The sequence below is a fragment of the Pseudomonas solani genome, from assembly GCF_026072635.1.
Classification (GTDB): domain Bacteria; phylum Pseudomonadota; class Gammaproteobacteria; order Pseudomonadales; family Pseudomonadaceae; genus Metapseudomonas; species Metapseudomonas solani.
In genome coordinates this window covers 3,633,456-3,659,312 of record NZ_AP023081.1, presented here as the reverse complement: position 1 = coordinate 3,659,312, position 25,857 = coordinate 3,633,456, and the positions used below count along the sequence as shown (strand labels likewise).

Here is a 25,857-nt window from a genome sequence, read left to right as displayed (position 1 = left end):
AACCGATCAGAAGCTATAGACGTAGTTCAGATACAGGCGTTCCGCATTGTGGGTGATGATCCCGGCGGGCCCCCGCGAGGGGGTGAAGCGGGTCACACCGTCGGCACGCCCCTTGGTGTGGAACTCGTTGTGCAGCCAGATCAGGCTCAGGCCATCCAGCAACCCGGCGAAGCGGTATTGCAGCACGCTCTGGAATTCCCGCCGGGAGAAACCGTCGTAGCCGGCGGCGTGGTCGGAGAAGGCGTAGTGGCTGTCCAGACGCAGGCGTGGCAGGCCAAGGGCCGAGAAGTCGGTGCCGGCCACCAGCTTGAACATCTCCTCGTCTTCGACACCGAACAGGTAGAACAGCTTGGCGCTGCTGTTCCAGGTGCCGTGGTCCTGGCTGAAGAAGAAGCGGTCGAAGTCGTCGCCACGCACCTTGTTCCAGGTCATGCCCAGGTAATGGTGCGGCCAGCGCATGCGCGCGGAGAGGTCGAGGTAGCGTGCCCGGTGTGAGGAGTCCGCGTCGTACAGCCCGCGCACGCCCTCGCGCTCGAACAGGCGCCCGGCGTCCTGCTGGGCACCGAGGGTGGCGTAGAGATCGAGGAAGCGCGCCCCGCCCAGCGCGAGGCTGCGCTCGAGCTTCGCCGAGCCGACCCGCAGGTAGTCCTCCGACTCGCCGTATTCCAGCTTCAGCGTGCCGACGCCGGGCAGTTCCAGGCCCAGGGCGAACAGGTGCAAAGCGTCGATCTTCTGCCCGCGGAAGTTGCTCAGGTCGTCCGCCCAGCCCGACTCGTTGCGCGCGCTGAAGCCGTTTATGCGGCTGTAGCGCAGCTCCAGGCCGGGGCGGCGGAAATCCACGTCCGCGCCCAGGGTGGAGGGCGGCAGGACGCGGCTGAAGGGGTCGTCGTAGTACTGGGCGTAGCGCCGGCTCTTCTTGCCGACGCCCAGTTGCAGCTCACCCGGCTCGCCTTCCAGGCGCGCGCGCAGGTAGGCCTCCACCGGCTTGGCGATGCCGTGGGGCGATTGCACCGAATGGCCCGCCTCCAGGTTGCTGATGCTGGTGGCATCGCTGCCCACGTGCAGGTCGTTGGCCAGGCCGTAGGCGTAGTCGAAGCCGAGCACCTCGCGGTACCAGCCGGAGTTGAAGCTGAGCAGCGTGGCCTGCACCCATTCGTCGCGCACGGGGCCGACTTCGCCGCCGTTGCTCTCCTTCCAGTAGTACTGGCTGTAGCGCACGGCGAGCTTGCTGTCTTCGAGGAAGGTACCGCCCTGGCACAGGCCGGTGAGCGTGAGGCAGGCGAGACCCGCCAGGCCCTTTTCGAGCATGTTCATCTCATGTCCTTCTTGTTGTTCTGGATGAGGTGGATGCCGTCCGGACGGGCAGGCTCCATTGTCGACCCGGGACCGGGAAGGGCAATCGAATTGGGTTCCGCCCCATGGAACGGGGCGGCGGAGGGACGCCCGTGGCTTCAGCCGAGGCTGCGTTGCAGGTCGTCGACGGCGTCGGCGAGGTCGTCCAGGTGGCGCCGGCTGACGCACTCGACGCTGTCCTGGTCCCGTGGCCAATGCAGGGCCACGCTGCCCACCAGGCGCCCCTGGCGGTGCACCGGCAAGGCCATGGCGCGGATCAGGAAGGGCAGGCGCACCGAGTACTCCCAGGAGCCCTCGATGCGCTCGCCGAAGCCCTGGTCGTGGGTCTGCCGATGGGCGAGCAGCAGCGCTTCGCCCGGCAGCGCATGGCGTTCGGCGAGGCGTTGCAGCTGTTCATCTTCCAGGGCGGCCAGGCAGGCGCGGCCCATGGCCGAATCGGCCAGGCTGGCCTTCAGCCCCACCACCAGGCGGTTGGCCGGGTAGCGCCGGCGCAGCACTTCGGGCACCGCGCTTTCCACCACGTGCAGGTCGTCGCCATCGAAGAACGACAGGTCGGCCACCAGCCCGGTGCGCTCGGCCAGCTCGCTGAGCAGGGGCGATGCCAGCTCCACCAGCTGGCGGGCGAAGCGCTGGTCCGGGTCACCGAACAGGCGCTGCGCACTGAGCCGGTAACGCCGGTCGCACAGGCCCCGGTAGAGCCAGCCCCGGTCCAGCAAGGTGTGCAGCAGGCGCGAGACCGTGGCCTTGGGCAGCCCGGTCAGGTAGTGCAGCTCCTCCAGCCCGAGCGAATCGTGCTCCCCCAGCAGCTCGACGATGGCCAGGGCGCGCTCCACCGACCGTACGGTGCCGCCTGCTTCTCTGCTTTGCATACCCGCCTCCATCACCCCGCCAACCGAGGCACCGGCCGACAACAGCAAGATACGGACCCACCCGTTGCACGCCCCTCAGGCGCCACCGAGCAACGCCGGTGGGCGCCGCTGCACCCACTGCGTGTGCAACTCGTGGGCGTGGGCCAGTTGCAACACGGCCAGGTCGCCACGGGGCGGTCCCACCAGCTGCAGCCCGGTGGGCAGCCCATTGGCGCCGAACCCCGCCGGTACGCTCATGGCCGGCAGGCCCGCCAGGGTCACGCCCACCACCACTTCCATCCAGCGGTGGTAGCTGTCCATGGCCCGGCCATCGATGGCCTGCGGCCAGTGCTGCGCAGCATCGAATGGAAACACCTGGGTGCACGGCAGCAGCAGGTAGTCGTAACGCTCGTACAGCGCCAGCAAGGCGCGGTACCAGTCGCTGCGGTCCAGCGATGCCTGGAAGACGTCCCGGGCCGACAGGCGCAGCCCGCCCTCCACTTCCCAGATGGCTTCCGGCTTGAGTTGCGCGCGGCTGGCCGGGTCGGCATAGGCCTGGCCCAGGCTGCCGGCGATCAGCCAGTGGCGATGCACCAGCCAGCAGCGCCAGAGCCGCTCCGGGTCGAACGCCACGCTGCACGGCTCCACCTCGCAGCCGAGGGCACGGAAATCATCCAGCGCCGTTTCACACAGGCCGAGCAGCCCCGGCTCCATGGGCAGGTGGCCGCCGAGGTCGCCCAGCCAACCGATGCGCAGGCCGCGCACGTCGCGCTCCAGCGAGCCGGCCAGGTCGTCCCCGGTGTTCAGCGACAGCGGCGCCCCCGCCGCATAGCCCGCCTGGGTGCGCAGCAAGGCGGCGACATCGGCCACGCTGCGCCCCATGGGCCCTTCGGTGGCCAGTTGCTGGGCGAACAGTTCCGGCGTCGGCCCCACCGGCACCCGCCCCTGGGACGGGCGCAGGCCATAGACGTTGTTGAAGGCGGCAGGGTTGCGCAGCGAGCCCATCATGTCGCTGCCATCGGCCACCGGCAGCATGCGCAACGCCAGGGCCACCGCCGCCCCGCCGCTGCTGCCCCCGGCGCTGAGCACCGGGTCGTAGGCATTGCCGGTGGTGCCGTGGACGCGGTTGTAGGTGTGCGAGCCGAGGCCGAACTCCGGGGTGTTGCTGCGACCGATGAAGATCGCCCCGGCGGCGCGGGCGCGGGCCACCACGTGGACGTCGTGCTCGGTCACCTGCCCGGCGAACAGCGGCGAGCCGAAGCTGGTGACCATGCCGGCGACGGCGGCCAGGTCCTTGGGCGCCTGGGGCATGCCGTGCATCCAGCCAAGCCACTGCCCCTGCGCCAGCAGGCGGTCGCGCTGCTCGGCCTCGGCCAGCAGGTGTTCGTCCGGCCGCACGCCCACCAGGGCGTTGACCCGTGGGTTGAGGCGGTGGATCTGTTCCAGGTAGGCCTGCATCACCTCCCGGCAGGACAGCTGCCGGGTACGGATGGCTTCGGACAGCGCCAGCGCGCCGAGGGCGACGATCTCGCTGCTCGCCGCCTGCACAGCCAGCTCGGCGAGGGAGTATTCGAAACGGCTCATTCGACGAGGCTCCGGGTGGCTTGAGCGAGCAGCCGGCGGCGCTCACGACGTTCCAATGCAGCGGGTGCGCCTTCGCGCAGGTACCAGGCCGAGACCAGCCCGATGCTGGCGGCGAACAGCACGTAGTACGCCGGGGCCACCGGGTCGGCGGTGGCCTGGGTCAGCCAGGTGACGATGAAGGGCGCGAAGCCGCCGAAGAGCATCACCCCCAGGTTATTGGACAGCGCCAGCCCGGTGGAACGCACCCCGGTGGGGAACTGCTCGGCGCCGGCGGTGGGGCCTGGCCCGTACAGCACACCGATCGAGGCGCACAGCAGCAGTTGCATCACCAGCAGGCGCTCCAGGCTGGGCGCCGCCGCGACCCAGTTGAATAGCGGGTAGACCAGCACGAAGAAGGCGAAGGTGCCCGCCAGCAGTACCGGCCGCCGGCCGTAGAGGTCGGAGAGTGCGCCGGCAATGGGGATCACCAGGGTCATCAGCGCCACCGCCGCCATCTGCACCATGAACACCTGGTCCAGCGGCAGGCCGAGCTGCCTGTGGGCGAAGGTGGGCATGTTCACCAGCACCACGTAGAAGGCCACGGTGCCGCTGATGGTATTGCCCAGGGTCACCAGCACGGCGCGCCGGTTGTCCCGCAGCATCCGCCCCAGGCTGAGGTTCTCCCCACCTTGGCTGGCGCGGCTTTCGAGGAAGGCTTCGGTCTCCTCCATGTGCCGGCGCATCCACAGCCCCACCGGGCCGATCAGCAGGCCGATGACGAAGGGCAGGCGCCAACCCCAGCTGTCCAGCGCCTCCGGCGAGAGCGTGTGGGTGACCAGCGCGCCCATGCCGGAGCCGGCGAACACCGCCAGGCACTGGCCGAACAGCTGCCAGGAGCCATAGAGGCCACGGCGGTTGGCCGGCGCACACTCCACCAGGAAGGCCGTGGCGCTGGCGTATTCGCCGCCGGTGGCGAAGCCCTGGATCATCCGCGCGACCACGATCAGCAGCGGCGCACCGAGGCCGATGGCGGCGTAATCCGGGGCGAAGGCGATCAGGGCGATGGAGAGGGTCATCAGCAGGATGATCAGCTGCATGGCCGCCTTGCGTCCCTTGCGGTCGGCGTAGAGGCCCAGCAGCACGCCGCCGACCGGGCGCATGAAGAAGCCGACGCCGAAGGTGGCCAGGGCCATCAGCAACGAGGTGTATTCGTTGTCGGACGGGAAGAACAGCCTGGCGATGATGCTGGCCAGGAAGCCATAGACGATGAAGTCGTACCACTCGAGGGCGTTGCCGATGACGGCAGCGGTCACCTGGCGGCCGCGCGAGGCGCCGCGGGTTGGCGTGTGCATGGTGAGCCTCCGGGGGCTTAGGCGTGGGCGGCGGTCGCGCGGCTGGGCAGGTCGCTGCGGGCGGCCTGCAGCCAGGCCTCCGCCAGGGCGGCCCAGTAGGCGGCGCCACGGCCGAGGATGTCGTCGTTGAAGTCGTAGCCGGGGTTGTGGACCATCGGCCCCTCGCCGTTGCCGATCATCAGGTAGCTGCCGGGGCAGCGCTGCAGCATCCAGCCGAAGTCTTCGCTGCCCATCAGCGTTTGCGCCTCCTGCACCGCGCCCTCCCCCAGCAGCCCGGTGGCCACGTCACGGGCGAAGGCGGTCTCGGCCGCATGGTTGACCGTCACCGGGTAGGCCGGGCGGTGCTCGATGGCCACGCGGCAACCGTGGCTCGCGGCATGCCCACGGATGATGGCCGTGACCCGCTGCAGCTGCAGTTCACGCACCTGCGGGTCCAGTGCCCGCAGGCTCAGGCGCAGCAAGGCGGTCTGCGGGACGACGTTGGCCGCCTCCCCCGCCTGCAGCGCGCCCACGGTGACCACGGCGGCACGTTGCGCATCGATGTTGCGCGCCACCACCGTCTGCAACGCCATGATGATATCGGCGGCGGCCACCAGCGGGTCGATGCACAGGTGCGGCATGGAGCCGTGGCCGCCGACGCCTTCCAGGGTCACCTCCAGCAGGTCCTGGGAGGCCATCACCGGCCCGGCGCGGAAGGCCATGCGCCCCGCCTCCAGCCCCGGCATGTTGTGCATGGCGAACAGCGCATCGCAGGGGAAGCGTTCCAGCAGGCCGTCGGCGAGCATCGCCTCGGCGCCGCCCTGCCCTTCCTCGGCGGGCTGGAAGATCAGGTTGAGGGTGCCCTCGAAGCGCCCGGCCTCGGCCAGGTAGCGTGCGGCCCCCAGCAGCATCGCGGTGTGGCCGTCATGGCCGCAGGCGTGCATGCAGCCGGCGTGGCGGCTGCTGTGGGCAACCCCGGTGGCTTCGGTGATGGGCAGCGCATCCATGTCGGCGCGCAGCCCCAGGCGCCGCGTGCCGTCGCCCCGGCGCAGCACGCCGACCACGCCGGTGCGGCCGATGCCCCGGTGCACCTCGTAGCCCCAACCCTCAAGGGCACGGGCCACCAGCTCGGCGGTGCGGGTTTCCTCGAAGCCCAGTTCGGGGTGGGCGTGGATGTCCTGGCGCAGGCGACGCAGCTCGTCGTCGATGCCATGCAGCCAGGCAGGGATGTGCGCGTAACGGGTCATTGTTGTTGTTCTCCTCGTCGTGGCCACCCGGGAAGGCGGCCCGGCCCCAGTCAAGCGCCACGGGGCGAGGAGAACAATCGAAGACGGTTCCACAGGGTGGAACACCGGGCGCGGGCGCGTGGCCCGCCCCGGTGCGGCGCCGCCGTCAGGGCAGGCGGTCGGCCTCGGGCAGCAGCTGGCAGCCCTGGCGCGGGCCGAGCCAGGCGGCGGTGGAGGTGGCGCCGAGGCCGCGGGAGGTCACGCGCTTGGCGGCGGCGTCATCGAGGAAGGCGCTGGTGGGCACGTATTGCTTCACGTAGCCCACGCAGTAGTCCGCCGGGTTGTCCATGACGTAGCGGCAGGAGCAGTACTCCTTGGCGGTGTAGGCGCTGATGATGCCGGGGAAGGCCTGGATATGGACGCGGTTCTGCCAGGCCAGGCCGGCCAGCACCAGGAGCAGCAGCACCAGGATGGCGAGGATCGGGTGGCGGCGGATCATGGCTGCACCTCCTGGGCGAAGGCCGCCTGGGCCAGCTTGAGGAACTGGTTGTGCTGGTAGCTCTTGTCGCGGTCATCGGCGTAGCGAACGATCACCAGCTTTTGCGCCGGCAGCACATAGAGCGCCTGGCCCCAGTGGCCGAGGGCGGCGAAGGCGTCTTCGGGCGCATCCGGCCAGGGCTTGGCACTGCCGGCCACCACCGCGTTGAGCCACCAGTGCCCGCCGGGCACTGCATCGTCGGGGTGCTTGGGGTCGGTGCGGAATTCGGCGAAGGGCTTGCGGTTGAACGCCACCCATTCCTTGGGCAGCAGCTGGCGCTCGCCCCAGCGCCCGTCGCGCTGCATCAGCAGGCCGACGCGGGCGAGGTCACGGGCGCTCATGTAGGCATAGGACGAACCGACGAAAGTGCCGGCGGCGTCGGTTTCCCACACCGCCGAGCGGATGCCCAGGGGGTCGAACAGCGCGGTCCAGGGATAGTCCTTGTAGGCCGCGCCGACCATACCCTTGAGCGCGGCGGAGAGCACGTTGCTGTCGCCGCTGGAGTAGCGGAAGCGCTTGCCCGGCACGGCGTCCAGCGGGTGTTCCGCCGCGAAGGCGGCCATGTCGCCACGGCCCCGGGTGTAGAGCATGGCCACCACCGAGGATTTCAGCGGCGCGTATTCGTAGTCTTCCTGCCAGGCCAGGCCCGAGGCCCAGTGCAGCAGGTGGTTCATCTGCACCGCGCCATGGCCGGCGAAGGCCGGGTAGTGGCGGGCGACCGGGTCGTCGAGCTTGAAGCGGCCTTCGCCGTAGGCCACGCCGAGGGTGGCGGCGAGCAGGCTCTTGCTCACCGACCAGGTGAGGTGCGGCGTCTCGGCGCGGGTGGGGCCGGCGTAGCGTTCGTAGATGAGCTGGCCATCGCGGATCACCACCACGGCGTCGGTGCGCACGCCCTTGCGCTGGGCATCGTCACGGGTGGGGAAGGCATAGGCTTCGAAGGCGTCGAGGGCGGCGCCGGACGGTTTGGCGCCCTGGGCCCATTCGGCGCCGGGCCAGGTTTCGCCGTGGGCGAGCGTGGCGGCGCAGAGGCCGAGCGTCAGGCTCAGGGTTCGCAGCAGCGGGACGGGCATTGGTCAGCCTCTTGTTGTCAGCGGAGGCGGAACCCTAGCACGGGGAAGATGACGCTAAAAAGCGCCGAACGTGCCGCTTCAAGGGACATTCGGCGCGAAGGTCAGTGCTCAGCGCGGCAGGCGGTAGTCGTCCGGGCCCATCAGGTCGAGGCCGCATTGCAGGTTCTCGATCCAGTAGAGGAAGGCGCTGATCATTTCCTTGCCCATGAAGGGCCGGCCGTGTTGCGGCACGATCATTTCCACATCCATTTCGCGAACCATGGCGGCCCACAGGCGACAGGCCTTGTTGCCGGCCATGTAGCGGCGGTGGAAGCCCTCCATCTCGGGCACGTGGTTGACGAAGTCGCGCACCGGGTTGGCGTCATCGACCATGGACGCGCCCATGTCGCCGGAGAAGAGGATCTTGCTGATCGGGTCGTAGATCTGGAAGTTGCCCACCGAATGCAGGAAGTGCGCCGGCACCGCCTTGAGGTTGCAACGCCCCAGCGGGATCGACTGGCCACGGTCCGGCAGCGCGATGATGCGGTCGTAGGTGGAAATGCCGTGGCTGATGGCCAGGTAGTTGGCCGTCAGGTGCGGCAGGAAGCGCGCCCAGAGCTTGGAGCAGATGACCTTGGCGCGGGTGTGCAGCAGCCACTTGTCCAGCGACGCGATGATGTCCGGGTCCTGGTGGGAGGCGAAGATGTAGGTCAGCTCCTGCAGCGGGATGTGCTTGGACAGCTCCAGCGACAGGGGGGTGTAGGTCAGGTCGCCGCCCGGGTCGAGCAGCAGGTATTGCTCGTGGTCGGTGATCAGGAACTGGTTGGACTGCACGCCATCGCCACTGACCAGGTCATCGAACATCAGGCATTGGTGGGTGCCGTTATCGAACAGCACTATGGGTTCACGCCGCATGGAAACCTCGAATTGGTTGCTGCGGCCAGCATCGTGGTTGTGGATTTTTCCCGTACTGACCTGAATCAAGCGAACCCGGCGTCAAGGGCGAAAACGTCGCAGGGGCGGGCGCTGCGTCGCGATTGGCGTGGAGCGACGTGCGGCGGGCGATGAGCCGCCCTGCTCGGAGATGGGGCCGGCGTAGGGTGGAGGACGCTTTTTTCCTCCACCAGGCGAGGGCCGGCGGGGCTCCGACAGTGTCGGGCGCACCCGACCTACCGGTGCGTGCCGTAGGTTGGCGCCGAGCGCAGCGAGGCCCAACGGTGCGACGCTCGGCCGCGCGATGTTGGGCTTCGTGCCTCAGCCCAACCTACGGGGTCCCGCGCCCCGACCAGCCTCGATTTCCTTCCAGAGGTCCGGCCGGGCCCCCGATGATGGGTTTCGCGTAGCTCTACCCATCCTACGAAACAAGCCCAACCTACGGAGTTCTGCAGTTCAGCCCAGGCCGAGGCTGGCGCGGGCTTTTTCCAGGCGTTTGGCGCGGGGGCCGACGGCGAGGCTGAGCACGCCCTGGTCCCGTTGCCACAGCGTGGCCCATGCCTGCGGGCCGCTGACGAGGGCGCTTTCCAGCTCGGGGCGCAGGCCGTCGAACTGGGCGAACAGGCCGGCCAGCATCAGGTGCATCGTCGGGCTGGTGGCGCACAGCCGGGACACCTCGGCAGCGCTGCCGAGCAGCCCCAGCAGGCGCAGTTGCAGGGGCTCCGGCCAGCCGCTGTCACGACCGACGCCGAGCAGCCAGCCGCCCATGGCGGCGAGCACGTGCAGGTCTTCGATGCTGCGGAAGGGTTTCACGTAGGCGTCCCAGCCATCGCCGGCCAGGCGCTCGCAATGAGCGGCGTCCAGGTGCAGGCGGGCGTGGGGGATGTCCGGCATCAGCGGCAGCGACGGCAGGGTCTCGATGCGCACGCCCGGGGCGCCATTACGCACCACCACCAGGGCCAGGCGCGGCGGCTGGCCCTCGGCCTCCTCGCGGGCGGCCACCAGCAGCCAGTCGGCGGCATCGGCGGCGGTGACGAAATCCTTGCGCCCGGACAGGCTCAGGCCGGCCAGGCGGGTGTGCATGTCAGCCGGGCGGGTGCTGCGACTTTCGGTCACGCACAAGGCGCCGAGGCTTTGCGGCGCAGAAGGCCAAAGCAGGCGCAGGGCCCCCTGGTAGCCGGCGAGGAAAGCCAGCCCCGGGGTCGCCGCGAGCCGGCCGCCGAGCACCGCCAGTTCGAAGGGCGAGGCCTCGCCCAGGCGCTCCAGCAGTGCGCCGTACCAGTCCTCCAGGGGGGCTGCGGGCAGGCGGTCGTTGATCTCCAGCAGGCGTTGCCAGGTCATTTCAGGCTCCTTTGGTCGCTGTCATTCAAGCATCACGGAAACGTCATGGTGGTGACACCGGGTCTCCCTAGCCTGACTTTGCACAACAAGATCGACCGGCTGCAACCGGGATCTAGCCGGCTAACGGAGGCTTTATTCATGACCCAGATCGCAATGACCCGCGACAACGCCGCCCGCGGCGAAAAAAGCCCACGTCGCCTGCAGGCCGAGCGCCTGACCGGCGTCGCCGCCCTGCGTGAAGCCCAGGCCCTGCGCTACCGCGTGTTCAGCGCGGAGTTCGATGCCAAGCTCAAGGGCGCCGAGTTCGGCCTCGACATGGACGACTACGACCCGCACTGCATGCACATCGGCGTGCGCGACCTGGACAGCGATTGCCTGGTGGCCACCACCCGCCTGCTGGACCACCGCGCCGCCAACGATATCGGCCGCTTCTACAGCGAAGAAGAATTCCAGCTGGTGGGCCTCGGCGAGCTGCAGGGCCCTGTGCTGGAGATCGGCCGCACCTGCGTCGACCCGGCCTACCGCAACGGCGGCACCATCGCCGTGCTCTGGAGCGAACTGGCCGAAGTGCTCAACGAAGGCGGCTATCGCTACCTGATGGGCTGCGCCAGCATCCCCATGCAGGACGGCGGCATCCAGGCCCAGGCCATCATGCAGCGCCTGCGCGAGCGCTACCTGTGCACCGAACACCTGCGCGCCGAACCGCGCACCCCGCTGCCGGCGCTGGAGCTGCCCGGCAACGTCATCGCCGAGATGCCACCGCTGCTCAAGGCCTACATGCGCCTGGGCGCGAAGATCTGCGGCGAGCCCTGCTGGGACCAGGACTTCCAGGTCGCCGACGTGTTCATCCTGCTCAAGCGCGACGAGCTGTGCCCGCGCTACGCCCGTCACTTCAAGGCGGCGGTCTGAGCGGAGGCGACGGCATGAGCAAACTGCGCCCGTACCTGCGCATCGCCCGCCTGCTGGCGGTGGTGGGCCTCGGCCTGCTACTGGCGTGCTGGGTGGTGGTGCTGGAACGCCTGTTCCGCGGCCGCGACATCATGGTGCGGCGCCAGCGCCTGACCCGCTGGTTCCTCGCCCGCCTGGCCGGTGCCCTGCCCTTCCGCGTGAAGGTGACGGGCGACGTACCGCGCCAGCCGATGCTGTGGGTGTCCAACCATGTGTCCTGGACCGATATCCCGCTGCTGGGCATGCTCGCGCCGCTGTCGTTCCTGTCCAAGGCCGAAGTGCGCGCCTGGCCCATCGCCGGCTGGCTGGCGCACAAGGCCGGCACGCTGTTCATCCGCCGGGGCGCGGGCGACAGCAACCTGGTGGGCCAGCAACTCGCCCGCCACCTGGGGCTGGGCCGGCAACTGGCAATCTTCCCCGAAGGCACCACCACCGACGGCAGCCTGCTGCGCACCTTCCACAGCCGCCTGCTGACCAGCGCCTGCGAGACCAGCGTGGCGGTGCAGCCGGTGGCGATCCGTTACCTGCGCAACGGCCAGCGTGACGAGATCGCGCCCTTCATCGGCGACGACGACCTGCTTTCGCACCTGCTGCGCCTGTTGGGCAACGAGGTGGCCGAGGTGGAGATCCACCTGCTGCAGCCCATCCCCAGTGCCGACCTGAGCCGCACGCTGTTGAGCCGCCAGGCCCACGGCGCGATCCAGACGGTGCTGTTCGGTGAAGAGGCCGCCGAGGAGCTGGCGGCCTGAGCCTCAGTCCCGCATCGGCGGGACGGCGAGGATGTCGCACTCGAATTCGCGCAGCGCCGCATCGGCGACGCTGCCGATCAGCACCCGCTTGATCCCGCCCATGCCCCGAGTGCCCAGCACCAGCAGGTCCGGTGGCGAGTCGGCCATGACCCGCCGCAGGATGGTCATCGGCAGCCCCTCTTCCACCCGTTGCTCCCCCACCACGCCCAGCAGGCCCTGCTCTTCGAGGAAGCCGGCCAGGTTGAGCCGCGCATTGCGCTCTTCGCTGGAGAGGTGATCGTCGAGCATCGGGGTGGTGATGCCGGCGTTCATCAGCATCACCCTGGCGAAGGGTTCGTAGGCGTGCACCGCCCGGCAACGCGCGCCATCCATCAGCCCCAGCGCCTTGGCCGCGCGTACGGCGCGGGCCGAGGTGGGCGAGAGGTCAAGGGCCAGCACCAGGTCGCGGTAGGAGGACTCGGGCTCGCGGTTGACCACCAGCACCGGTTTCTCGCAGGTGCGCACCACGCGCTCCAGGGTGGTGCCGACGAAGACGTCGCGCAGGGCGTTGCGTCGGTGAACCCCCATCACCAACAGGTCGATATCGCCCCAGCGCGCGCATTCGGCGATGCGCGGCGCCGGGTCACCGGCCTCCACCCAGATTTCCGGGGCACGCCCAGCGCGTTCGGTGAATTCGCCGAGGCGCGCCTCGAGGTCGCGGCGGATCTGCTCCACCTCCAGCTCGACGCGCAGCTGCGGCTGGTCGCTGTCCACCACGTGGAGGATGAACCAGGGGCAGTCGAACTGCCGCACCAGGCTCGCGGCGCGCAGCAGGGCACGCTCGGATCGCGAGGACAGGTCGGTCGCCAGCAGCAGGGATTTCATCGGGCACCTCCGTAACCAGTTAGCTACTGATATTGCACGCCGGTACGGGGTTGCAGCGCTTGATGCAGGTCAAGCCGGGCGGGATGCCTCGCGGGCGAAGCCCTGCAGCTCGGGGTAGAAACGACGGAAGGTTTCGCTGAGTGGCTGGTACAGCTGTTCGATCTCCTCATAGGCGCCATCCAGCAGGCCGGGCCGGGAAAAGCGTCGCGACATGCCGACCAGCACCTGCTCGATGATCGCGAAGTCTTGGTAGCTGCCGAGCCAGTCCTGGGCGGCCATGCGCGGGGCGATGAAGGCCAGCCTCTCGGGCAGCGCCGACTCCTCGGCCAGCACCCGGTAGACCTGGCCGGTGAAGGCCGGTAGCGGCACCTCGGCATAGCGCCGCCAGTCCCGCGCCAGGCAGTGGTCGAAGAACAGGTCGAGGAGGATGCTGGCGACGCGGCGGCGCGAGGCCGGGAACAGTGCCTTGGCCTCGGCGGTGAGCGGGTGGGCGTCGGTGAACACGTCGATGCGCCGGTGCAGGCGGATGCCGGCCTCGATGTCCGCCGGCCAGCGCCCGTCCAGCGGCCCCTTGACGAAATCGCCGTAGAGGCTGCCGAGCAGTTGGGCGGGCTGGTCACCGCCGAGGTGCAGGTGGGCGAGGTAATTCATTGGCCAAGCTTACGCCTCTAGCCGAGGGCGCTTCCATCAGCCGGCGTGATGAAGACTATCGGCACAAACGATCCTGTATCGTTTTTAGCCGATATATAGTTCGTCCATTCCCGATATGGCTTCACCCGGAACCACGAAGCAATGACCACGCCCATCGACATCGACGAAATCATCAAGGCCCTCGCCCACCCGGTGCGGCGCGAGATGCTGCAGTGGCTGAAAGACCCGCACAAGCATTTCGTCGAGCAGGACCACCCGTTCGAGATCGGCGTCTGCGCCGGCAAGTTCGACCAGCGCACGGGGCTTTCGCAGTCCACCGTTTCGGTGCACCTGGCGACCCTGCAGCGTGCCGGCCTGGTCACCAGCCGCAAGGTCGGGCAGTGGAACTTCTTCAAACGTAATGAAGCCGTAATCAGTGAATTCCTTCGCCAGATGAGCGACCAGCTCTAGGCCTTCGATTACCTGCCGCCACCCACAATCTTCCAGGAGCAGGCCAATGCCGACTTCGCTTCTCGTCCTCGCTTTGTCCGCGTTCGCCATCGGCACCACGGAATTCGTGATCATGGGCCTGCTGCCCGACGTCGCCGCCGACCTCGGCGTGTCGATTCCCGGCGCCGGCTGGCTGGTCACCGGCTACGCCCTGGGCGTGGCCGTGGGCGCCCCGTTCATGGCCATGGCCACCGCCCGCTTCCCCCGCAAGGCCGCGCTGCTGGCACTGATGGGCATCTTCATCCTCGGCAACCTGCTGTGCGCGGTGGCCGCCAACTACGAGCTGCTGATGCTGGCACGGGTGGTCACCGCCCTCTGCCACGGTGCCTTCTTCGGTATCGGTTCGGTGGTGGCCGCCAGCCTGGTGCCGGAGAACCGCAAGGCCTCGGCTGTGGCGCTGATGTTCACCGGGCTGACCCTGGCCAACGTGCTCGGCGTGCCCCTGGGCACCGCGCTGGGCCAGGCCGCCGGCTGGCGCTCGACCTTCTGGGCGGTGACCCTGATCGGCGTCGCCGCGCTGATCGGCCTGTGGCGCGTGCTGCCCAACCGCCATGACGAAGAGAAGGCCGACATGCGCCGCGAACTGGCCGCGCTCAACGGCGCGGGGCTGTGGCTGGCGCTGTCCACCACCGTGCTGTTCTCCGCCGCGGTGTTCTGCATCTTCACCTACGTGGCGCCGCTGCTGGGCGAAGTCACCGGCGTCTCGCCCCGTGGCGTGACCCTGAGCCTGCTGCTGATCGGCCTGGGCCTGACCCTGGGCAACGTCATCGGCGGCCGCCTGGCGGACTGGAAGCTGGCGCAGACGCTGATGGGTGTGTTCGTCGCCCTGGCCATCGCCTCCACCGTACTCAGCTGGACCAGCGCTGCGCTGATCCCCACCGAGATCACCCTGTTCCTCTGGGCCACGGCCGCCTTCGCCGCCGTGCCCGCCCTGCAAGTCAACGTGGTGGCCTTCGGTGCCGGTGCGCCGAACCTGGTCTCCACCCTCAACATCGGCGCCTTCAACGTGGGCAACGCCCTCGGCGCCTGGGTCGGCGGCCTGGTCATCGACCAGGGCCTGGGCCTGACCCGCGTCCCCCTGGCCGCAGCCGTGCTGGCGATTCTCGCCCTGGTCGCGACCGTCCTGACCTTCAGTCAACGCAAACCCGAGCTGGAAACCGCTCTCGACTAATCCGAGGTGTATCCCATGGCAACGCTTTTCGATCCCATCAAGATCGGCGAACTGGAACTCGCCAACCGCATCATCATGGCCCCGCTGACCCGCTGCCGCGCCGACGAAGGCCGCGTGCCCAACGCGCTGATGGCCGAGTACTACACCCAGCGCGCCTCCGCCGGCCTGATCATCAGCGAGGCCACCTCCGTGACCCCGCTGGGCGTCGGCTACCCCGACACCCCCGGCATCTGGAGTGACGAGCAGGTCAAGGGCTGGAGCAACATCACCAAGGCCGTGCACGCCAACGGCGGCAAGATCGTCCTGCAGCTGTGGCACGTGGGCCGCATCTCCGACCCCAGCTACCTGGACGGCGAAACCCCGGTGGCGCCGAGCGCCATCGCCGCCAAGGGCCATGTCAGCCTGCTGCGCCCGCTGCGTGACTACCCGGTGCCCCGCGCCCTGGAAACCGAAGAGATCGGTGACATCATCGAGGCCTACCGCGTGGGTGCCGAGAACGCCCAAGCCGCCGGTTTCGACGGCGTGGAACTGCACGCCGCCAACGGCTACCTGATCGACCAGTTCCTGCAGGACAGCACCAACAAGCGCAGCGATATCTACGGCGGCTCCCTGGAGAACCGCGCACGCCTGCTGCTGGAGGTGACCGATGAGCTGATCAAGGTCTGGGGCGCCGGCCGCGTGGGCGTGCACCTGGCACCGCGCGCCGACTCCCATGACATGGGCGACTCCAACCGCGCCGAGACCTTCGGCTACGTGGCCCGCGAACTGGGCAAGCGTGGCGTGGCCTTCATCTGCGCCCGTGAGAAGGTCGCCGACGACAGCCTGACCCCGAGCCTGAAGGAAGCCTTCGGCGGCGTGTTCATCGCCAACGAGCGCTTCACCAAGGAGCAGGCCAACGCTTGGCTGGCGGAAGGCAAGGCCGATGCCGTGGCCTTCGGCATCCCCTTCATCGCCAACCCCGACCTGCCGGCCCGCCTGGAACAGGACGCCCCGCTGAACGAGCCGCACCCGGAAACCTTCTACGCCAAGGGCCCGGTCGGCTACATCGACTACCCGCGCCTGTAAGCGGCAACGCTGGCGATAAAGCAAAGCCCCGGCCCGCAAAGCCGGGGCTTTTTCGTGGCTGTGGATAAGTGCGGGCAACGGAAGAGCCGCCGGCCAACACGAACCGTAGGATGGCGTAGAGCGCAGCGAAACCCATCACCACCTTTGCTGGTGACAACGGAGCGCGATGGCATGAAGAGCGGGCGAATGAATTGGCTCTGTCTGCGTTAGCTGTTGTGGTTTTAATGCAGACGCTCAAGCACGGTGATTTCCGTGCGCCCAAGGGTTCGTGCCACCTCCACCGCATGGGTTTCGCTTCGCTCTACACCATCCTACGAAAGCCGCCAGCCGCTGCGTACACCCGCAGGTGATGCGCACATCAATGTGGGGATTCGAGCGAAGAAGGTTGGAGCAGCCGCCAAACGCCCCTTTCAGGAGGCCGAGCGAATCGTCGTGGAAGGGGTTGAGCGACATGGATGTCGCGAGAGCCGCGATGGGCCAGGGATGGCCCTTCGCGGCGTGCCCCTGGAACGATGATGGAGCGAGGGAAGTCTGGCGAAGCCAGACCCGTATGCAGGGGCAAGCGTTTTTGGTTCCTTTTTTGTGGTTCGGCATCCCGACGACTGAAAAAAGGGACTCGCCCGGGTGGGCGAAACCAGAAGCACCAGCAAAGCTCGGCAATCAGCTGGGCTAAGTTCTTCTAGCAACACTTAACGCAGACAGAGCCAATGAATTCGCCCCAACAGGGTGCCCCCGGCGGCATTGCGATCCGTCGGGGCACAAAAAAGCCCCGGTCCTGGCGGAGCGGGGCTTTTCGCTAAAGCACGGATCAGCGGGCGTTGATCTGCTGCTGCAGGTTCTGCACCTGGCTTTGCAGGGTGCTGATGTTGCGGGTCATCTGCGCGCGGAAGGCGTCGAACTCGGCGGTGTTGCCGCCCACGTTCTGCGCCGGTGCCGGGCGGTTGTCGAGTTCGCTGCGCAGCACCAGCAGGTCCTGCTCCAGGCTCTTGATCGCCTGGTTGGGGTTGCCCTGCTTCTTCAGCGCGTCGATTTCAGCGGAGAGGGCCTTGAGGCGCTCGTCGACCTTGGAGGAATCACCCTGGGCGGCCTTGAGCTTGCCCTGTTCGTCGGCCAGGCCCTTGAGGCGGCCATCGAGCTGGCCGGCGGCGCCTTCCTGGGCCTTGATGTCGGCGGCGAGCTGGTCGACGCGCTTGCCCTGCCCGCCGATCTGGGTATTGAGGCTCTGCTGCTGCTTGCCCATCTCGGCGACCTTGGCCTGCAGCTGCTTGAGTTCGAGCTTGAGGGATTCGCTGCCGGTGGTGACGTTGGATTCGGTGGCGACCACCTTGCCGCTGATGTCCTGGATGCGACCGGCGGCTTCCTCGCTGATGCGGGCGAAGCTTTCCTGGGTGGCGACCAGTTGCTGCTCCATCAGGGATATCTGCTGGAAGCTCCACCAGCCGAGACCGCAGAAGGCGATCAGCAGCGCGCCGATCAGGGCCCACAGCGGGCCGGTGCTGGGCACCTTGACCGCCGCTGCATGGCCGTGGCTGGCCGCACGGGCCGGTTGAGCATGGTGGGCATGGCCCTGCTGGCCGTACTCGTCGCGATCCCGGGCATCGGTAGTCAGGCTGGGAACATCGTCCAGTTCATCGAGAGCATCGTTACGCATGGTAGACCTTCGGAAGAGAGCGCTAAGGGCCGTGGCTGGCCACAAGTGCGCGAGTATACCGCTTCGTTGGGGCGGCATCAGCGTCGCGCCAAGCTGGTGCGAATCCGCACTGCCGCGGGGCGACGCACGGTCGATCGACCCGCTGCAGGCCCCAGGGTTCCTGGGGGCGTGAACTGGTACGCACTTTGCTATCACTGCAGTGAGGTGTCTTGGGGGCACTTCAACCAGGCGGGCCCATGCAGTAGGGGCCCGACGCTCCGCCGGTCGGGGAAGACAGGGGCGGGGCTCTCTTCTGATTCATGGGGGGATTACGCGTGGAACTGACCAAAGCCGTACTGGACTGCATGCAAACCCTGCGTCGGCAGATTCGCGACGAGCAGGCCCTGGATATCCGTCTCAGCCAGCCCGACGCCATCCAGTCGATGCTCAAGGCCTGCGCCGATTCCCGGCAGGCGAACATCATCAGCCTGGGCGAACGCCTCAGCGAACTCACCGGCATCCGCGTGCAGAAGGTGCTGAGCGAGGAAGAGCTGATCCGCAAGTACACCCAATACGCCGGCCCGCTGCGCGGCTGAACCGCGCCTCAGGGCTGCTGGGCCTTCCACCAGGTGCAGAACTCGTCCAGTGCCGACCAGACGCTGGTCGTGGGCTCGTATTCCAGGTAGTGCCGCGCACGGCTGATGTCGAGGGAGAAGTCCCGCGCCATCACCGCCACGCCGAGGCGGAACAGCGACGGTTCCGGGCGCCCGGGCAGCACCTTGCAGAGCGTCTCGTTGAGGGTGGCCGCGCCATAGGCCAGGCCGAAGGGCAGGTGCCGGGTCACTGGCGGAAGGTCGAGGCGGCGCAGCACGTAGTTGACCACGTCCCACAGCGGCACCGGCTGGCCGTTGCTGATGTTGTACACCTTGCCCAGCGCCGGGCCCGCCGCCAGCAGGCCGCTGAGCAGGACCTCGTTGAGGTTGTGCACGCTGGTGAAGTCCACCTTGTTCAGGCCGTTGCCGATGATCGCCAGGCGGCCCTTGCGCTGCATGGCGATGAGCCGCGGGAAGATGCTGGTGTCGCCGGCACCGGTGACGAAGCGCGGGCGGAAGGCGATCACTTCCAGGCCGAATTCCTCGGCGGCGAAGACCTTCTGCTCGGCCAGGTACTTGGTGGCGCCGTAGTGATCGGAGAAGCGCTTGGGCACCTGCTCCTCGCGGATGCCCACATGGGAGCGCCCGTCGAAGTAGATGGAGGGTGAGGACAGGTGTACCAGGCGGCGCACCTTCTGCTTGAGGCAGGCCTCGACGATGTTCTCGGTGACCTCGACGTTGGCTTGGTAGAAGTGCGGGTAGCTGCCCCAGACGCCCACCGCGCCGGCGCAATGCACCACGGCCTCGACGTCGCGGCAGAGTTCGCGGGCCAGGTCGGGGTCGGCCAGGTCGCCCTGGACGAACTCAGCGCCACGCTTGACCAGGTGCTCCACGGCTTCCGGGCGCCGGCCGTTGATGCGCACCGACATGCCCTGCTCCAGCGCGAAGCGGGCGAAGCGCCCCCGATGAAGCCGCTCGCCCCGGTTACCAGAATCTTCATTGCCTATCCCCTGTTCTCGTTATGCCTGCGACTCTAGCAGCGCGCGCCGGATGGCGCCGTGGCGTCGCGAGCCAGCCGCCCGACCTTGAAAGCCAAGACGCCCAACCTTGGTCCGGCATCACGTGGCGCGGACCCGGCTAGTCTTGTCGGCCACGACAACGAGGGAGACGCGGCATGGGTGAAACAACCTGGATGATCTACGGCGCCAATGGCTACACCGGCCAGTTGGTGGCCGCCGAAGCGGTGCGCCAGGGCCTGACGCCCATCCTGGCCGGGCGCAACGCGAAAGAGGTGCAGCGTATCGCCGACGAGCTGTCGCTGCCCGCCCGCCCCTTCGACCTGGCCGATCCGGCGGCCAGCCGCGCGGCACTGGCCGGGGTCAGCGTGGTGGCCCATTGCGCCGGCCCCTTCTCCGCCACCAGCGCGCCGATGATCGAGGCCTGCCTGGCCAGCGGCTGTCACTACGTGGACATCACCGGCGAGATCGCCGTGTTCGAACAGGCCCGCGCCTATGACCTGCTGGCCCGCAAGGCCGGCCGGGTGGTCTGCCCCGGCGTGGGCTTCGACGTGATTCCCACCGATTGCGTGGCCGCCTGCCTGAAGCAGGTGCTGCCGGATGCCAGCCACCTGGCGCTGGGCTTCGACACCGGCAGCGGCCTGTCGCCGGGCACCGCCAAGACCTCGGTGGAGGGCCTGCGCCTGGGCGGCCAGGTGCGCCGCGATGGCGAACGGGTGGGCGTGCCCCTGGGCTACCGCCAGCGCCGCATCGATTTCGGCCGTGGCGCGAAGAACGCCGTGACCATCCCCTGGGGCGATGTCGCCACCGCCTACTACTCCACCGGCATCCCCAACATCGAGGTGTACCTGCCGGCGCCACCAGCGGCGGCCCTGGGCATGCGCCTGATCCACCCCCTGCGCGGCCTGCTGGGCGGGGCGGCGGCGCAGAAGTGGCTCAAGGCCCAGGTGGACAAGCGCGTGCGCGGCCCCGATCAGGCGACCCGCGAGCGGCTGCGCACCTGGGTCTGGGGCGAAGCGCGCAACGCCGCCGGCGAGGTGCGCACCGCCCACCTGGAAACCGCCAACGGCTACGAGGTGACCGTCCACGGCGTGCTGCTCGCGGTGAATCACTTGCTGGCCCATGACGGCCCCGGTGGCTACGGCACGCCGTCGCGGCTGTTCGGCGAGCGCTGCGTGGAGCGGCTGCCGGGCAGCGGAGCGATCCGTATCGCCTGATTCAGTCCCGCACCAGCCAGCGGTCAGCAGCACGGGCCAGGTGCTCGGTGAGCTGGCCGAGCAGTTCGCCGCCATGGCGCCAGTGGTGCCAGTAGAGCGGTACGTCGATGGGGCGGTCGGGGATCAGCTCCAGCAACTCGCCTCGCGCCAGTTGGCCCTGGACCTGGTGCTCGGGCACCAGGCCCCAGCCGAGGCCGCCTTCGGTGAGGCGCACGAAGCCTTCGGACGAGGGGCAGAGGTGGTGGGGGAAGCTGCCAGCGATCCCCAGGGATTCCATATAGCGGTGCTGCAGCAAGTCGTCCGGGCCGTAGACGATGGAGGGCGAGCGGGCCAGCGCCGCCGGGGTCACGCCACCGGCGAAATGCCGGGCGATGAAGGCCGGGCTGGCCAGGGCGCGGTAGCGCATGGCGCCCAGGGGGATGCTGCGGGCGCCGGCCACCGGGCGTTCGGCGCCGCACACGCAGCCCGCCACCTCGCCGGCACGCATGCGCTTGAGGCCCACGTCCTGATCCTCCACCACCAAATCCATCAACACGTCGTGGCGTGAGCAGAAGTCGCCCACCGCCCGCGCCCACCAGGTGGCCAGGGTGTCGGCATTGAGGGCGATCCGCAGCCGCTCGCGGGGGCCGCCTTCGTCCAGGGCCGGCACCTGGGACTGCAGGTCGCGCTCCAGCAGGCGCACCTGTTGCACATGGTTGAGCAGGCGGGTGCCGACATCCGTGGGCGTGGGCGGCGCGGCGCGCACCAGCACCGGCTGGCCGACCCGCGCCTCCAGCAGCTTGATGCGCTGGGACACCGCCGATTGCGACAGACCGAGCACCTGCGCCGCACGCTCGAAGCCGCCCTGCTCCACCACCGCCGCGAGGGCGGCCAGCAACTTGTAGTCGAACAAATCGATTTTCCTAATAGGGGATCAGCATGATTTGTTTTTCTTATACACGCCCGCACCCCAGACTCGCCACATCTCCCCTCCGCACAGGACCGCCCCCATGGCTGGCGAAACCACCCTCGCGCTGCTGATCCGCAGCATGTCCCCCGAACTGAACCCGGGCGACTACGTGTTCTGCACCCTGGCCGACGCCACCGCGCTGCAGGGGTGCGAAACCCTGGGCAGCTTCCGCGAGCGCGAGGGGCTGACCGTCATCCTGCGCCGCGAGGACGCCGACCGCCTGGCCCTGGCTTACGACTACGTAGCCGCCTGGATCACCCTGGAGGTGCATTCCTCCCTGGCGGCCGTGGGCCTTACCGCAGCCTTCGCCGGCGCCCTGGCCCAGGCGAACATCAGTTGCAACGTCATCGCCGGCTACTACCACGATCACCTGTTCGTCGCCCGCGACGACGCCGAACGCGCCCTCTCCACCCTGCGCGCCCTGGCCGCCAGCGCCGGGGAGGCCTGAGCCATGTGGCAGAGCTACCTCAACGGGATGCTGGTGGCGGCGGGGCTGATCATCGCCATCGGCGCGCAGAACGCCTTCGTCCTGGCCCAGAGCCTGCGCCGCGAGCACCACCTGCCGGTGGCCGCGCTCTGCGTGCTGTGCGACGCGGTGCTGGTGTGCGCCGGGGTCTTCGGCCTGGCGACGCTGCTGGCGCAGAACCCGACGCTGCTGGCCATCGCCCGCTGGGGCGGCATCGTTTTCCTCAGCTGGTACGGGGCCAAGGCCCTGCACCGCGCGCTGCGTCCACAGACCCTGGACCAGGCCGCCAACACCGGCCCGCGCTCACGCAAGGCGGTGCTGCTGGCGGCCCTGGCGGTGACCTTGCTCAACCCCCATGTGTACCTGGACACGGTGCTGCTGATCGGCTCCCTCGGCGCTCAGCAACCGGTGCCCGGGGCTTACGCCCTGGGCGCTGCGAGCGCGTCGCTGATCTGGTTCTTCGCCCTGGCGATCGGCGCCGCCTGGTTGGCGCCCTGGCTGGCGCGCCCGGCCACCTGGCGCCTTCTGGACCTGGCCGTGGCGGTGATGATGTTCGCCATGGCGGCACAATTGCTGAACGGTCTCTGAGCAACCCTTGTCGAATCCTTCGCGCACGGTTCAAAGGCCCTGGCGCCGGGATTTCCACACGTTTGCTGCGTGGTTATGCCGCAGGGCCGATGCTATGATCCGGGCTTCGCGGCGAAAAATAGAGTACAAACTCGCAGCCGCCCACCGGCCGCCCGTGAACGGCCTCGCGCCCCGCGCACAAATCCAGACCTGATGAAGGAGATAGACATGGCTTTTGAATTGCCGCCGCTGCCGTACGAGAAGAACGCCCTCGAGCCGCACATTTCCGCCGAGACCCTGGAATTCCACCACGACAAGCACCACAACACCTACGTCGTGAACCTGAACAACCTGGTTCCGGGCACCGAATTCGAAGGCAAGAGCCTGGAAGAGATCGTCAAGACCTCCTCGGGCGGCATCTTCAACAACGCAGCCCAGGTGTGGAACCACACCTTCTACTGGAACTGCCTGAGCCCCAACGGCGGTGGCCAGCCCACCGGCGCCCTGGCTGACGCCATCAACGCGGCCTTCGGTTCCTTCGACAAGTTCAAGGAAGAGTTCAGCAAGACCTCCATCGGCACCTTCGGCTCCGGCTGGGGCTGGCTGGTGAAGAAGGCCGACGGCTCCCTGGCCCTGGCCAGCACCATCGGTGCCGGCTGCCCGCTGACCAGCGGCGACACCCCGCTGCTGACCTGCGACGTCTGGGAACACGCCTACTACATCGACTACCGCAACCTGCGTCCGAAGTACGTCGAGGCGTTCTGGAACCTGGTCAACTGGGACTTCGTAGCCAAGAACTACGCTGCCTGAGACCCGCTCCAGCTCCACGGAAAGACCCGGCCCTAGCGCCGGGTCTTTTCATTTGCGCAGCCGAAATCAACGCGCACCGGAGCGAAGCTTGCAGTGCATCTGCCGGCAGACGACGAACGGCTGGAGACGCCGGGAGGCGCCGTCCGCCGGATCGCCGGGGCATTCGCCCAGGCTGTGCCAGAATGAAATCCGTCGAACGGCATTAAAGCGGGGAGCCAGCGCACCGACACAGTGCAGGCTGGGACAAGGTTCGTCCGAAGAATGTGCCGGCTGAGAACCGGACAAGGTGAAAATCCGCGCATTTGCGTAATGGCCCTTTGACGGCTATCTCGTGTTTGCCAATACTCAAGCGGTCTGACGCCTACCGGCATCGAACAAGGAATCCCTACTTGAAGCTGGATCTCAAACACAGCTTGTCACTGAAGTTGCTCCGCGTGGTGCTCCTGTCCGCGCTGGTGGTCGGTGTAGTGCTGAGCTGCGCGCAGATTGTGTTCGACGTCTACAAGACTCGGCAGGCGGTGGCCAACGATGCCCACCGCATCCTCGGCATGTTCCGCGATCCCTCGACCCAGGCCGTCTACAGCCTCGATCGGGAGATGGGCATGCAGGTGATCGAGGGCCTGTTCCAGCACGAGTCGGTCCGCTTCGCCGCCATCGGCCACCCCAACGAGCCCATGCTCGCCGAGAAGTCGCGCCCGCTGATGGAGCTGCCGACCCGCTGGCTCACCGATGCCATCCTCGGCAAGGAACAGAACTTCACCACCCAGCTGGTGGGCCGCGGCCCGTACAGCGAGTACTACGGCGACCTCAACATCACCCTGGACACCGCGCCCTACGGCGAGGACTTCGTCGTCAGCTCAGTGATCATTTTCGTCTCCGGGGTGCTGCGCGCCCTGGCCATGGGCCTGGTGCTCTACTCGGTCTACCACTGGCTGCTGACCAAGCCGCTGTCGAAGATCATCGAGCACCTCACCAATATCAATCCCGACCGCCCCAGCGAGCACAAGCTGCCCATGCTCAAGGGCAACGAGAAGAACGAACTGGGGTTGTGGATAAACACCGCCAACGAGCTGCTGGCCTCCATCGAGCGCAATACCCACCTGCGCCGGGAGGCGGAGAACAGCCTGCTGCGCATGGCCCAGTACGACTTCCTCACCGGGCTGCCCAACCGCCAGCAACTGCAGCAGCAGCTGGACCAGATCCTCGATGACGCCGGCCGCCTGCAGCGCCGCGTCGCCGTGCTCTGCGTCGGCCTGGACGACTTCAAGGGCGTCAACGAACAGTTCAGCTACCAGACCGGCGACCAGTTGCTGATCGCCCTCGCCGACCGCCTGCGTGGCCACAGCGGCCGCCTCGGCGCCCTGGCCCGCCTGGGTGGCGACCAGTTCGCCCTGGTCCAGGCCGATATCGAACAACCCTACGAAGCGGCCGAACTGGCCCAGAGCGTGCTCGACGACCTCGAGGCGCCCTTCGCCCTGGAACAGCAGGAAGTGCGCCTGCGCGCCACCATCGGCATCACCCTGTTCCCGGAAGACGGCGACAGCACCGAGAAGCTGCTGCAGAAAGCCGAACAGACCATGACCCTGGCCAAGAGCCGCTCGCGCAACCGCTACCAGTTCTACATCGCCAGCGTCGACAGCGAGATGCGTCGTCGGCGCGAGCTGGAGAAAGACCTGCGCGAAGCACTCAACCGCAACGAACTGCACCTGGTCTACCAGCCCCAGGTCGACTACCGCGACCACCGCGTGGTGGGCGTCGAGGCGCTCCTGCGCTGGCAGCACCCGCAGCACGGCTTCGTGCCGCCGGACCTGTTCATCCCCCTGGCCGAACAGAACGGCATGATCATCCCCATCGGCGAATGGGTGCTGGACCAGGCCTGCCGCCAGCTGCGCGAATGGCACGACCAGGGCTTCAGCGAACTGCGCATGGCCATCAACCTGTCCACCGTGCAACTGCACCACGCCGAGCTGCCACGGGTGGTGAACAACCTGCTGCAGGTCTACCGCCTGCCGCCGCGCAGCCTGGAAGTGGAAGTCACCGAGACCGGCCTGATGGAGGACATCTCCACCGCCGCCCAACACCTGCTGAGCCTGCGCCGCTCCGGCGCGCTGATCGCGATCGACGACTTCGGGACCGGCTACTCCTCCCTGAGCTACCTGAAGAGCCTGCCGCTGGACAAGATCAAGATCGACAAGAGCTTCGTCCAGGACGTGCTCGAGGACGAGGACGACGCCACCATCGTGCGCGCCATCATCCAGCTCGCCCGCAGCCTGGGCATGCAGGTGATCGCCGAAGGCGTGGAGACCCAGGAGCAGGAGGCGTACATCATCTCCCAGGGCTGCAACGAGGGACAGGGCTACCTCTACAGCAAACCCCTCCCCGCCCGCGAACTCACCGGCTACCTCAAGCAGGCCCGCCGCCTGACCAACGCCGCCTCCAACCCCGCGACGCTCTGAATCCCGACCATGAAAAAGCCCGCCTCGATGGCGG

Annotated in this window: 24 protein-coding genes and 1 pseudogene; 11 read left to right on the top strand and 14 right to left on the bottom strand. The window is 68.2% G+C overall.

Annotated elements, in window-relative coordinates:
• Positions 1-6 precede the first annotated feature (6 nt).
• From PSm6_RS16650 to PSm6_RS16610, 9 genes are all read right to left on the bottom strand, one after another.
• Entirely contained in the window at positions 7-1,314 is a 1,308-nt protein-coding gene (locus PSm6_RS16650) for an OprD family outer membrane porin (protein WP_265167791.1), read from the bottom strand.
• A 137-nt stretch (positions 1,315-1,451) separates the two neighbouring features.
• Positions 1,452-2,222 (bottom strand): IclR family transcriptional regulator, encoded by a 771-nt coding sequence (locus tag PSm6_RS16645; RefSeq protein ID WP_265167790.1) that lies wholly within the window; start codon positions 2,220-2,222, stop codon positions 1,452-1,454.
• Positions 2,223-2,297: 75 nt separating this feature from the next.
• Positions 2,298-3,785, bottom strand: a complete 1,488-nt coding sequence (locus PSm6_RS16640; protein ID WP_265167789.1) for an amidase — start codon at positions 3,783-3,785, stop codon at positions 2,298-2,300.
• The gene (locus tag PSm6_RS16635) at positions 3,782-5,116 is read right to left on the bottom strand and encodes a citrate-proton symporter (RefSeq protein ID WP_265167788.1); all 1,335 of its coding nucleotides are present in this window, start codon (positions 5,114-5,116) and stop codon (positions 3,782-3,784) included. Before PSm6_RS16635 ends, PSm6_RS16640 begins: the two co-directional genes overlap by 4 nt.
• Positions 5,117-5,133: 17 nt before the next feature.
• Complete coding sequence (locus tag PSm6_RS16630; RefSeq protein ID WP_265167787.1) at positions 5,134-6,342, bottom strand: M20 aminoacylase family protein; 1,209 nt, start codon at positions 6,340-6,342, stop codon at positions 5,134-5,136.
• Positions 6,343-6,487: 145 nt separating this feature from the next.
• Entirely contained in the window at positions 6,488-6,820 is a 333-nt protein-coding gene (locus tag PSm6_RS16625) for a hypothetical protein (protein WP_021217699.1), read from the bottom strand.
• Positions 6,817-7,929 carry a serine hydrolase domain-containing protein gene (locus PSm6_RS16620; RefSeq protein WP_043241177.1) on the bottom strand — a complete coding sequence of 371 codons (1,113 nt, stop codon included), beginning with the start codon at positions 7,927-7,929 and terminating at the stop codon, positions 6,817-6,819. The genes PSm6_RS16625 and PSm6_RS16620 overlap by 4 nt, the downstream gene beginning before the upstream one ends.
• Positions 7,930-8,037: 108 nt before the next feature.
• Positions 8,038-8,823, bottom strand: a complete 786-nt coding sequence (locus PSm6_RS16615; RefSeq protein ID WP_021217701.1) for an oxygen-binding di-iron domain-containing protein — start codon at positions 8,821-8,823, stop codon at positions 8,038-8,040.
• Positions 8,824-9,297: 474 nt separating this feature from the next.
• Complete coding sequence (locus PSm6_RS16610) at positions 9,298-10,182, bottom strand: acyl-CoA dehydrogenase family protein (RefSeq protein ID WP_265167785.1); 885 nt, start codon at positions 10,180-10,182, stop codon at positions 9,298-9,300.
• Between the two features lie 138 nt (positions 10,183-10,320).
• On the opposite strand from PSm6_RS16610, the gene olsB reads away from it, so the two are divergent.
• Together olsB and PSm6_RS16600 are read left to right on the top strand one after the other, a co-directional pair.
• Complete coding sequence (olsB, locus tag PSm6_RS16605) at positions 10,321-11,091, top strand: L-ornithine N(alpha)-acyltransferase (protein ID WP_021217564.1); 771 nt, start codon at positions 10,321-10,323, stop codon at positions 11,089-11,091.
• Positions 11,092-11,105: 14 nt separating this feature from the next.
• Positions 11,106-11,879, top strand: a complete 774-nt coding sequence (locus PSm6_RS16600) for a lysophospholipid acyltransferase family protein (RefSeq protein ID WP_265167782.1) — start codon at positions 11,106-11,108, stop codon at positions 11,877-11,879.
• Positions 11,880-11,882: 3 nt separating this feature from the next.
• Here the strand turns inward: PSm6_RS16600 and PSm6_RS16595 are convergent, their stop codons facing one another.
• Both PSm6_RS16595 and PSm6_RS16590 read right to left on the bottom strand, forming a co-directional pair.
• Entirely contained in the window at positions 11,883-12,743 is an 861-nt protein-coding gene (locus PSm6_RS16595) for a universal stress protein (protein WP_265167781.1), read from the bottom strand.
• 69 nt (positions 12,744-12,812) lie between these two features.
• Entirely contained in the window at positions 12,813-13,394 is a 582-nt protein-coding gene (locus PSm6_RS16590; RefSeq protein WP_265167780.1) for an acyl carrier protein phosphodiesterase, read from the bottom strand.
• 141 nt (positions 13,395-13,535) lie between these two features.
• Here PSm6_RS16590 and PSm6_RS16585 point away from each other — a divergent pair, with 141 nt between their 5' ends.
• The 3 genes from PSm6_RS16585 to PSm6_RS16575 are packed head-to-tail and all read left to right on the top strand — an operon-like array spanning position 13,536 to position 16,119.
• Complete coding sequence (locus tag PSm6_RS16585) at positions 13,536-13,844, top strand: ArsR/SmtB family transcription factor (RefSeq protein WP_021217560.1); 309 nt, start codon at positions 13,536-13,538, stop codon at positions 13,842-13,844.
• Positions 13,845-13,890: 46 nt separating this feature from the next.
• Complete coding sequence (locus PSm6_RS16580) at positions 13,891-15,054, top strand: MFS transporter (protein WP_184488740.1); 1,164 nt, start codon at positions 13,891-13,893, stop codon at positions 15,052-15,054.
• A 15-nt stretch (positions 15,055-15,069) separates the two neighbouring features.
• Positions 15,070-16,119 (top strand): alkene reductase, encoded by a 1,050-nt coding sequence (locus tag PSm6_RS16575; RefSeq protein WP_021217558.1) that lies wholly within the window; start codon positions 15,070-15,072, stop codon positions 16,117-16,119.
• 808 nt (positions 16,120-16,927) lie between these two features.
• Here PSm6_RS16575 and PSm6_RS16570 read toward each other — a convergent pair.
• Entirely contained in the window at positions 16,928-17,770 is an 843-nt protein-coding gene (locus PSm6_RS16570) for an ATPase (protein ID WP_265167779.1), read from the bottom strand.
• Between the two features lie 314 nt (positions 17,771-18,084).
• On the opposite strand from PSm6_RS16570, the gene PSm6_RS16565 reads away from it, so the two are divergent.
• Positions 18,085-18,345: a hypothetical protein gene (locus PSm6_RS16565; protein ID WP_021217930.1), complete on the top strand. Its 261-nt coding sequence runs from the start codon at positions 18,085-18,087 to the stop codon at positions 18,343-18,345.
• 8 nt (positions 18,346-18,353) lie between these two features.
• On the opposite strand, the pseudogene PSm6_RS16560 reads toward PSm6_RS16565, so the two are convergent.
• Positions 18,354-19,342: pseudogene (locus PSm6_RS16560) on the bottom strand (NAD-dependent epimerase/dehydratase family protein).
• Positions 19,343-19,516: 174 nt separating this feature from the next.
• On the opposite strand from PSm6_RS16560, the gene PSm6_RS16555 reads away from it, so the two are divergent.
• Positions 19,517-20,575: a saccharopine dehydrogenase family protein gene (locus PSm6_RS16555; RefSeq protein ID WP_265167777.1), complete on the top strand. Its 1,059-nt coding sequence runs from the start codon at positions 19,517-19,519 to the stop codon at positions 20,573-20,575.
• A 1-nt stretch (position 20,576) separates the two neighbouring features.
• Here PSm6_RS16555 and PSm6_RS16550 read toward each other — a convergent pair whose 3' ends face one another.
• The gene (locus PSm6_RS16550) at positions 20,577-21,473 is read right to left on the bottom strand and encodes a LysR family transcriptional regulator ArgP (RefSeq protein WP_265170537.1); all 897 of its coding nucleotides are present in this window, start codon (positions 21,471-21,473) and stop codon (positions 20,577-20,579) included.
• 91 nt (positions 21,474-21,564) lie between these two features.
• Here PSm6_RS16550 and PSm6_RS16545 point away from each other — a divergent pair, with 91 nt between their 5' ends.
• The 4 genes from PSm6_RS16545 to PSm6_RS16530 all read left to right on the top strand — a co-directional run bounded on the left by PSm6_RS16545 (position 21,565) and on the right by PSm6_RS16530 (position 25,823).
• Positions 21,565-21,972 (top strand): ACT domain-containing protein, encoded by a 408-nt coding sequence (locus tag PSm6_RS16545; RefSeq protein WP_265167776.1) that lies wholly within the window; start codon positions 21,565-21,567, stop codon positions 21,970-21,972.
• A gap of 3 nt (positions 21,973-21,975) precedes the next feature.
• Positions 21,976-22,578: a LysE/ArgO family amino acid transporter gene (locus tag PSm6_RS16540; protein WP_043241216.1), complete on the top strand. Its 603-nt coding sequence runs from the start codon at positions 21,976-21,978 to the stop codon at positions 22,576-22,578.
• A 207-nt stretch (positions 22,579-22,785) separates the two neighbouring features.
• Positions 22,786-23,367, top strand: a complete 582-nt coding sequence (gene sodB, locus PSm6_RS16535; protein WP_111263062.1) for a superoxide dismutase [Fe] — start codon at positions 22,786-22,788, stop codon at positions 23,365-23,367.
• Positions 23,368-23,756: 389 nt separating this feature from the next.
• Positions 23,757-25,823 carry a putative bifunctional diguanylate cyclase/phosphodiesterase gene (locus PSm6_RS16530; RefSeq protein WP_043241223.1) on the top strand — a complete coding sequence of 689 codons (2,067 nt, stop codon included), beginning with the start codon at positions 23,757-23,759 and terminating at the stop codon, positions 25,821-25,823.
• Positions 25,824-25,857 lie beyond the last annotated feature (34 nt).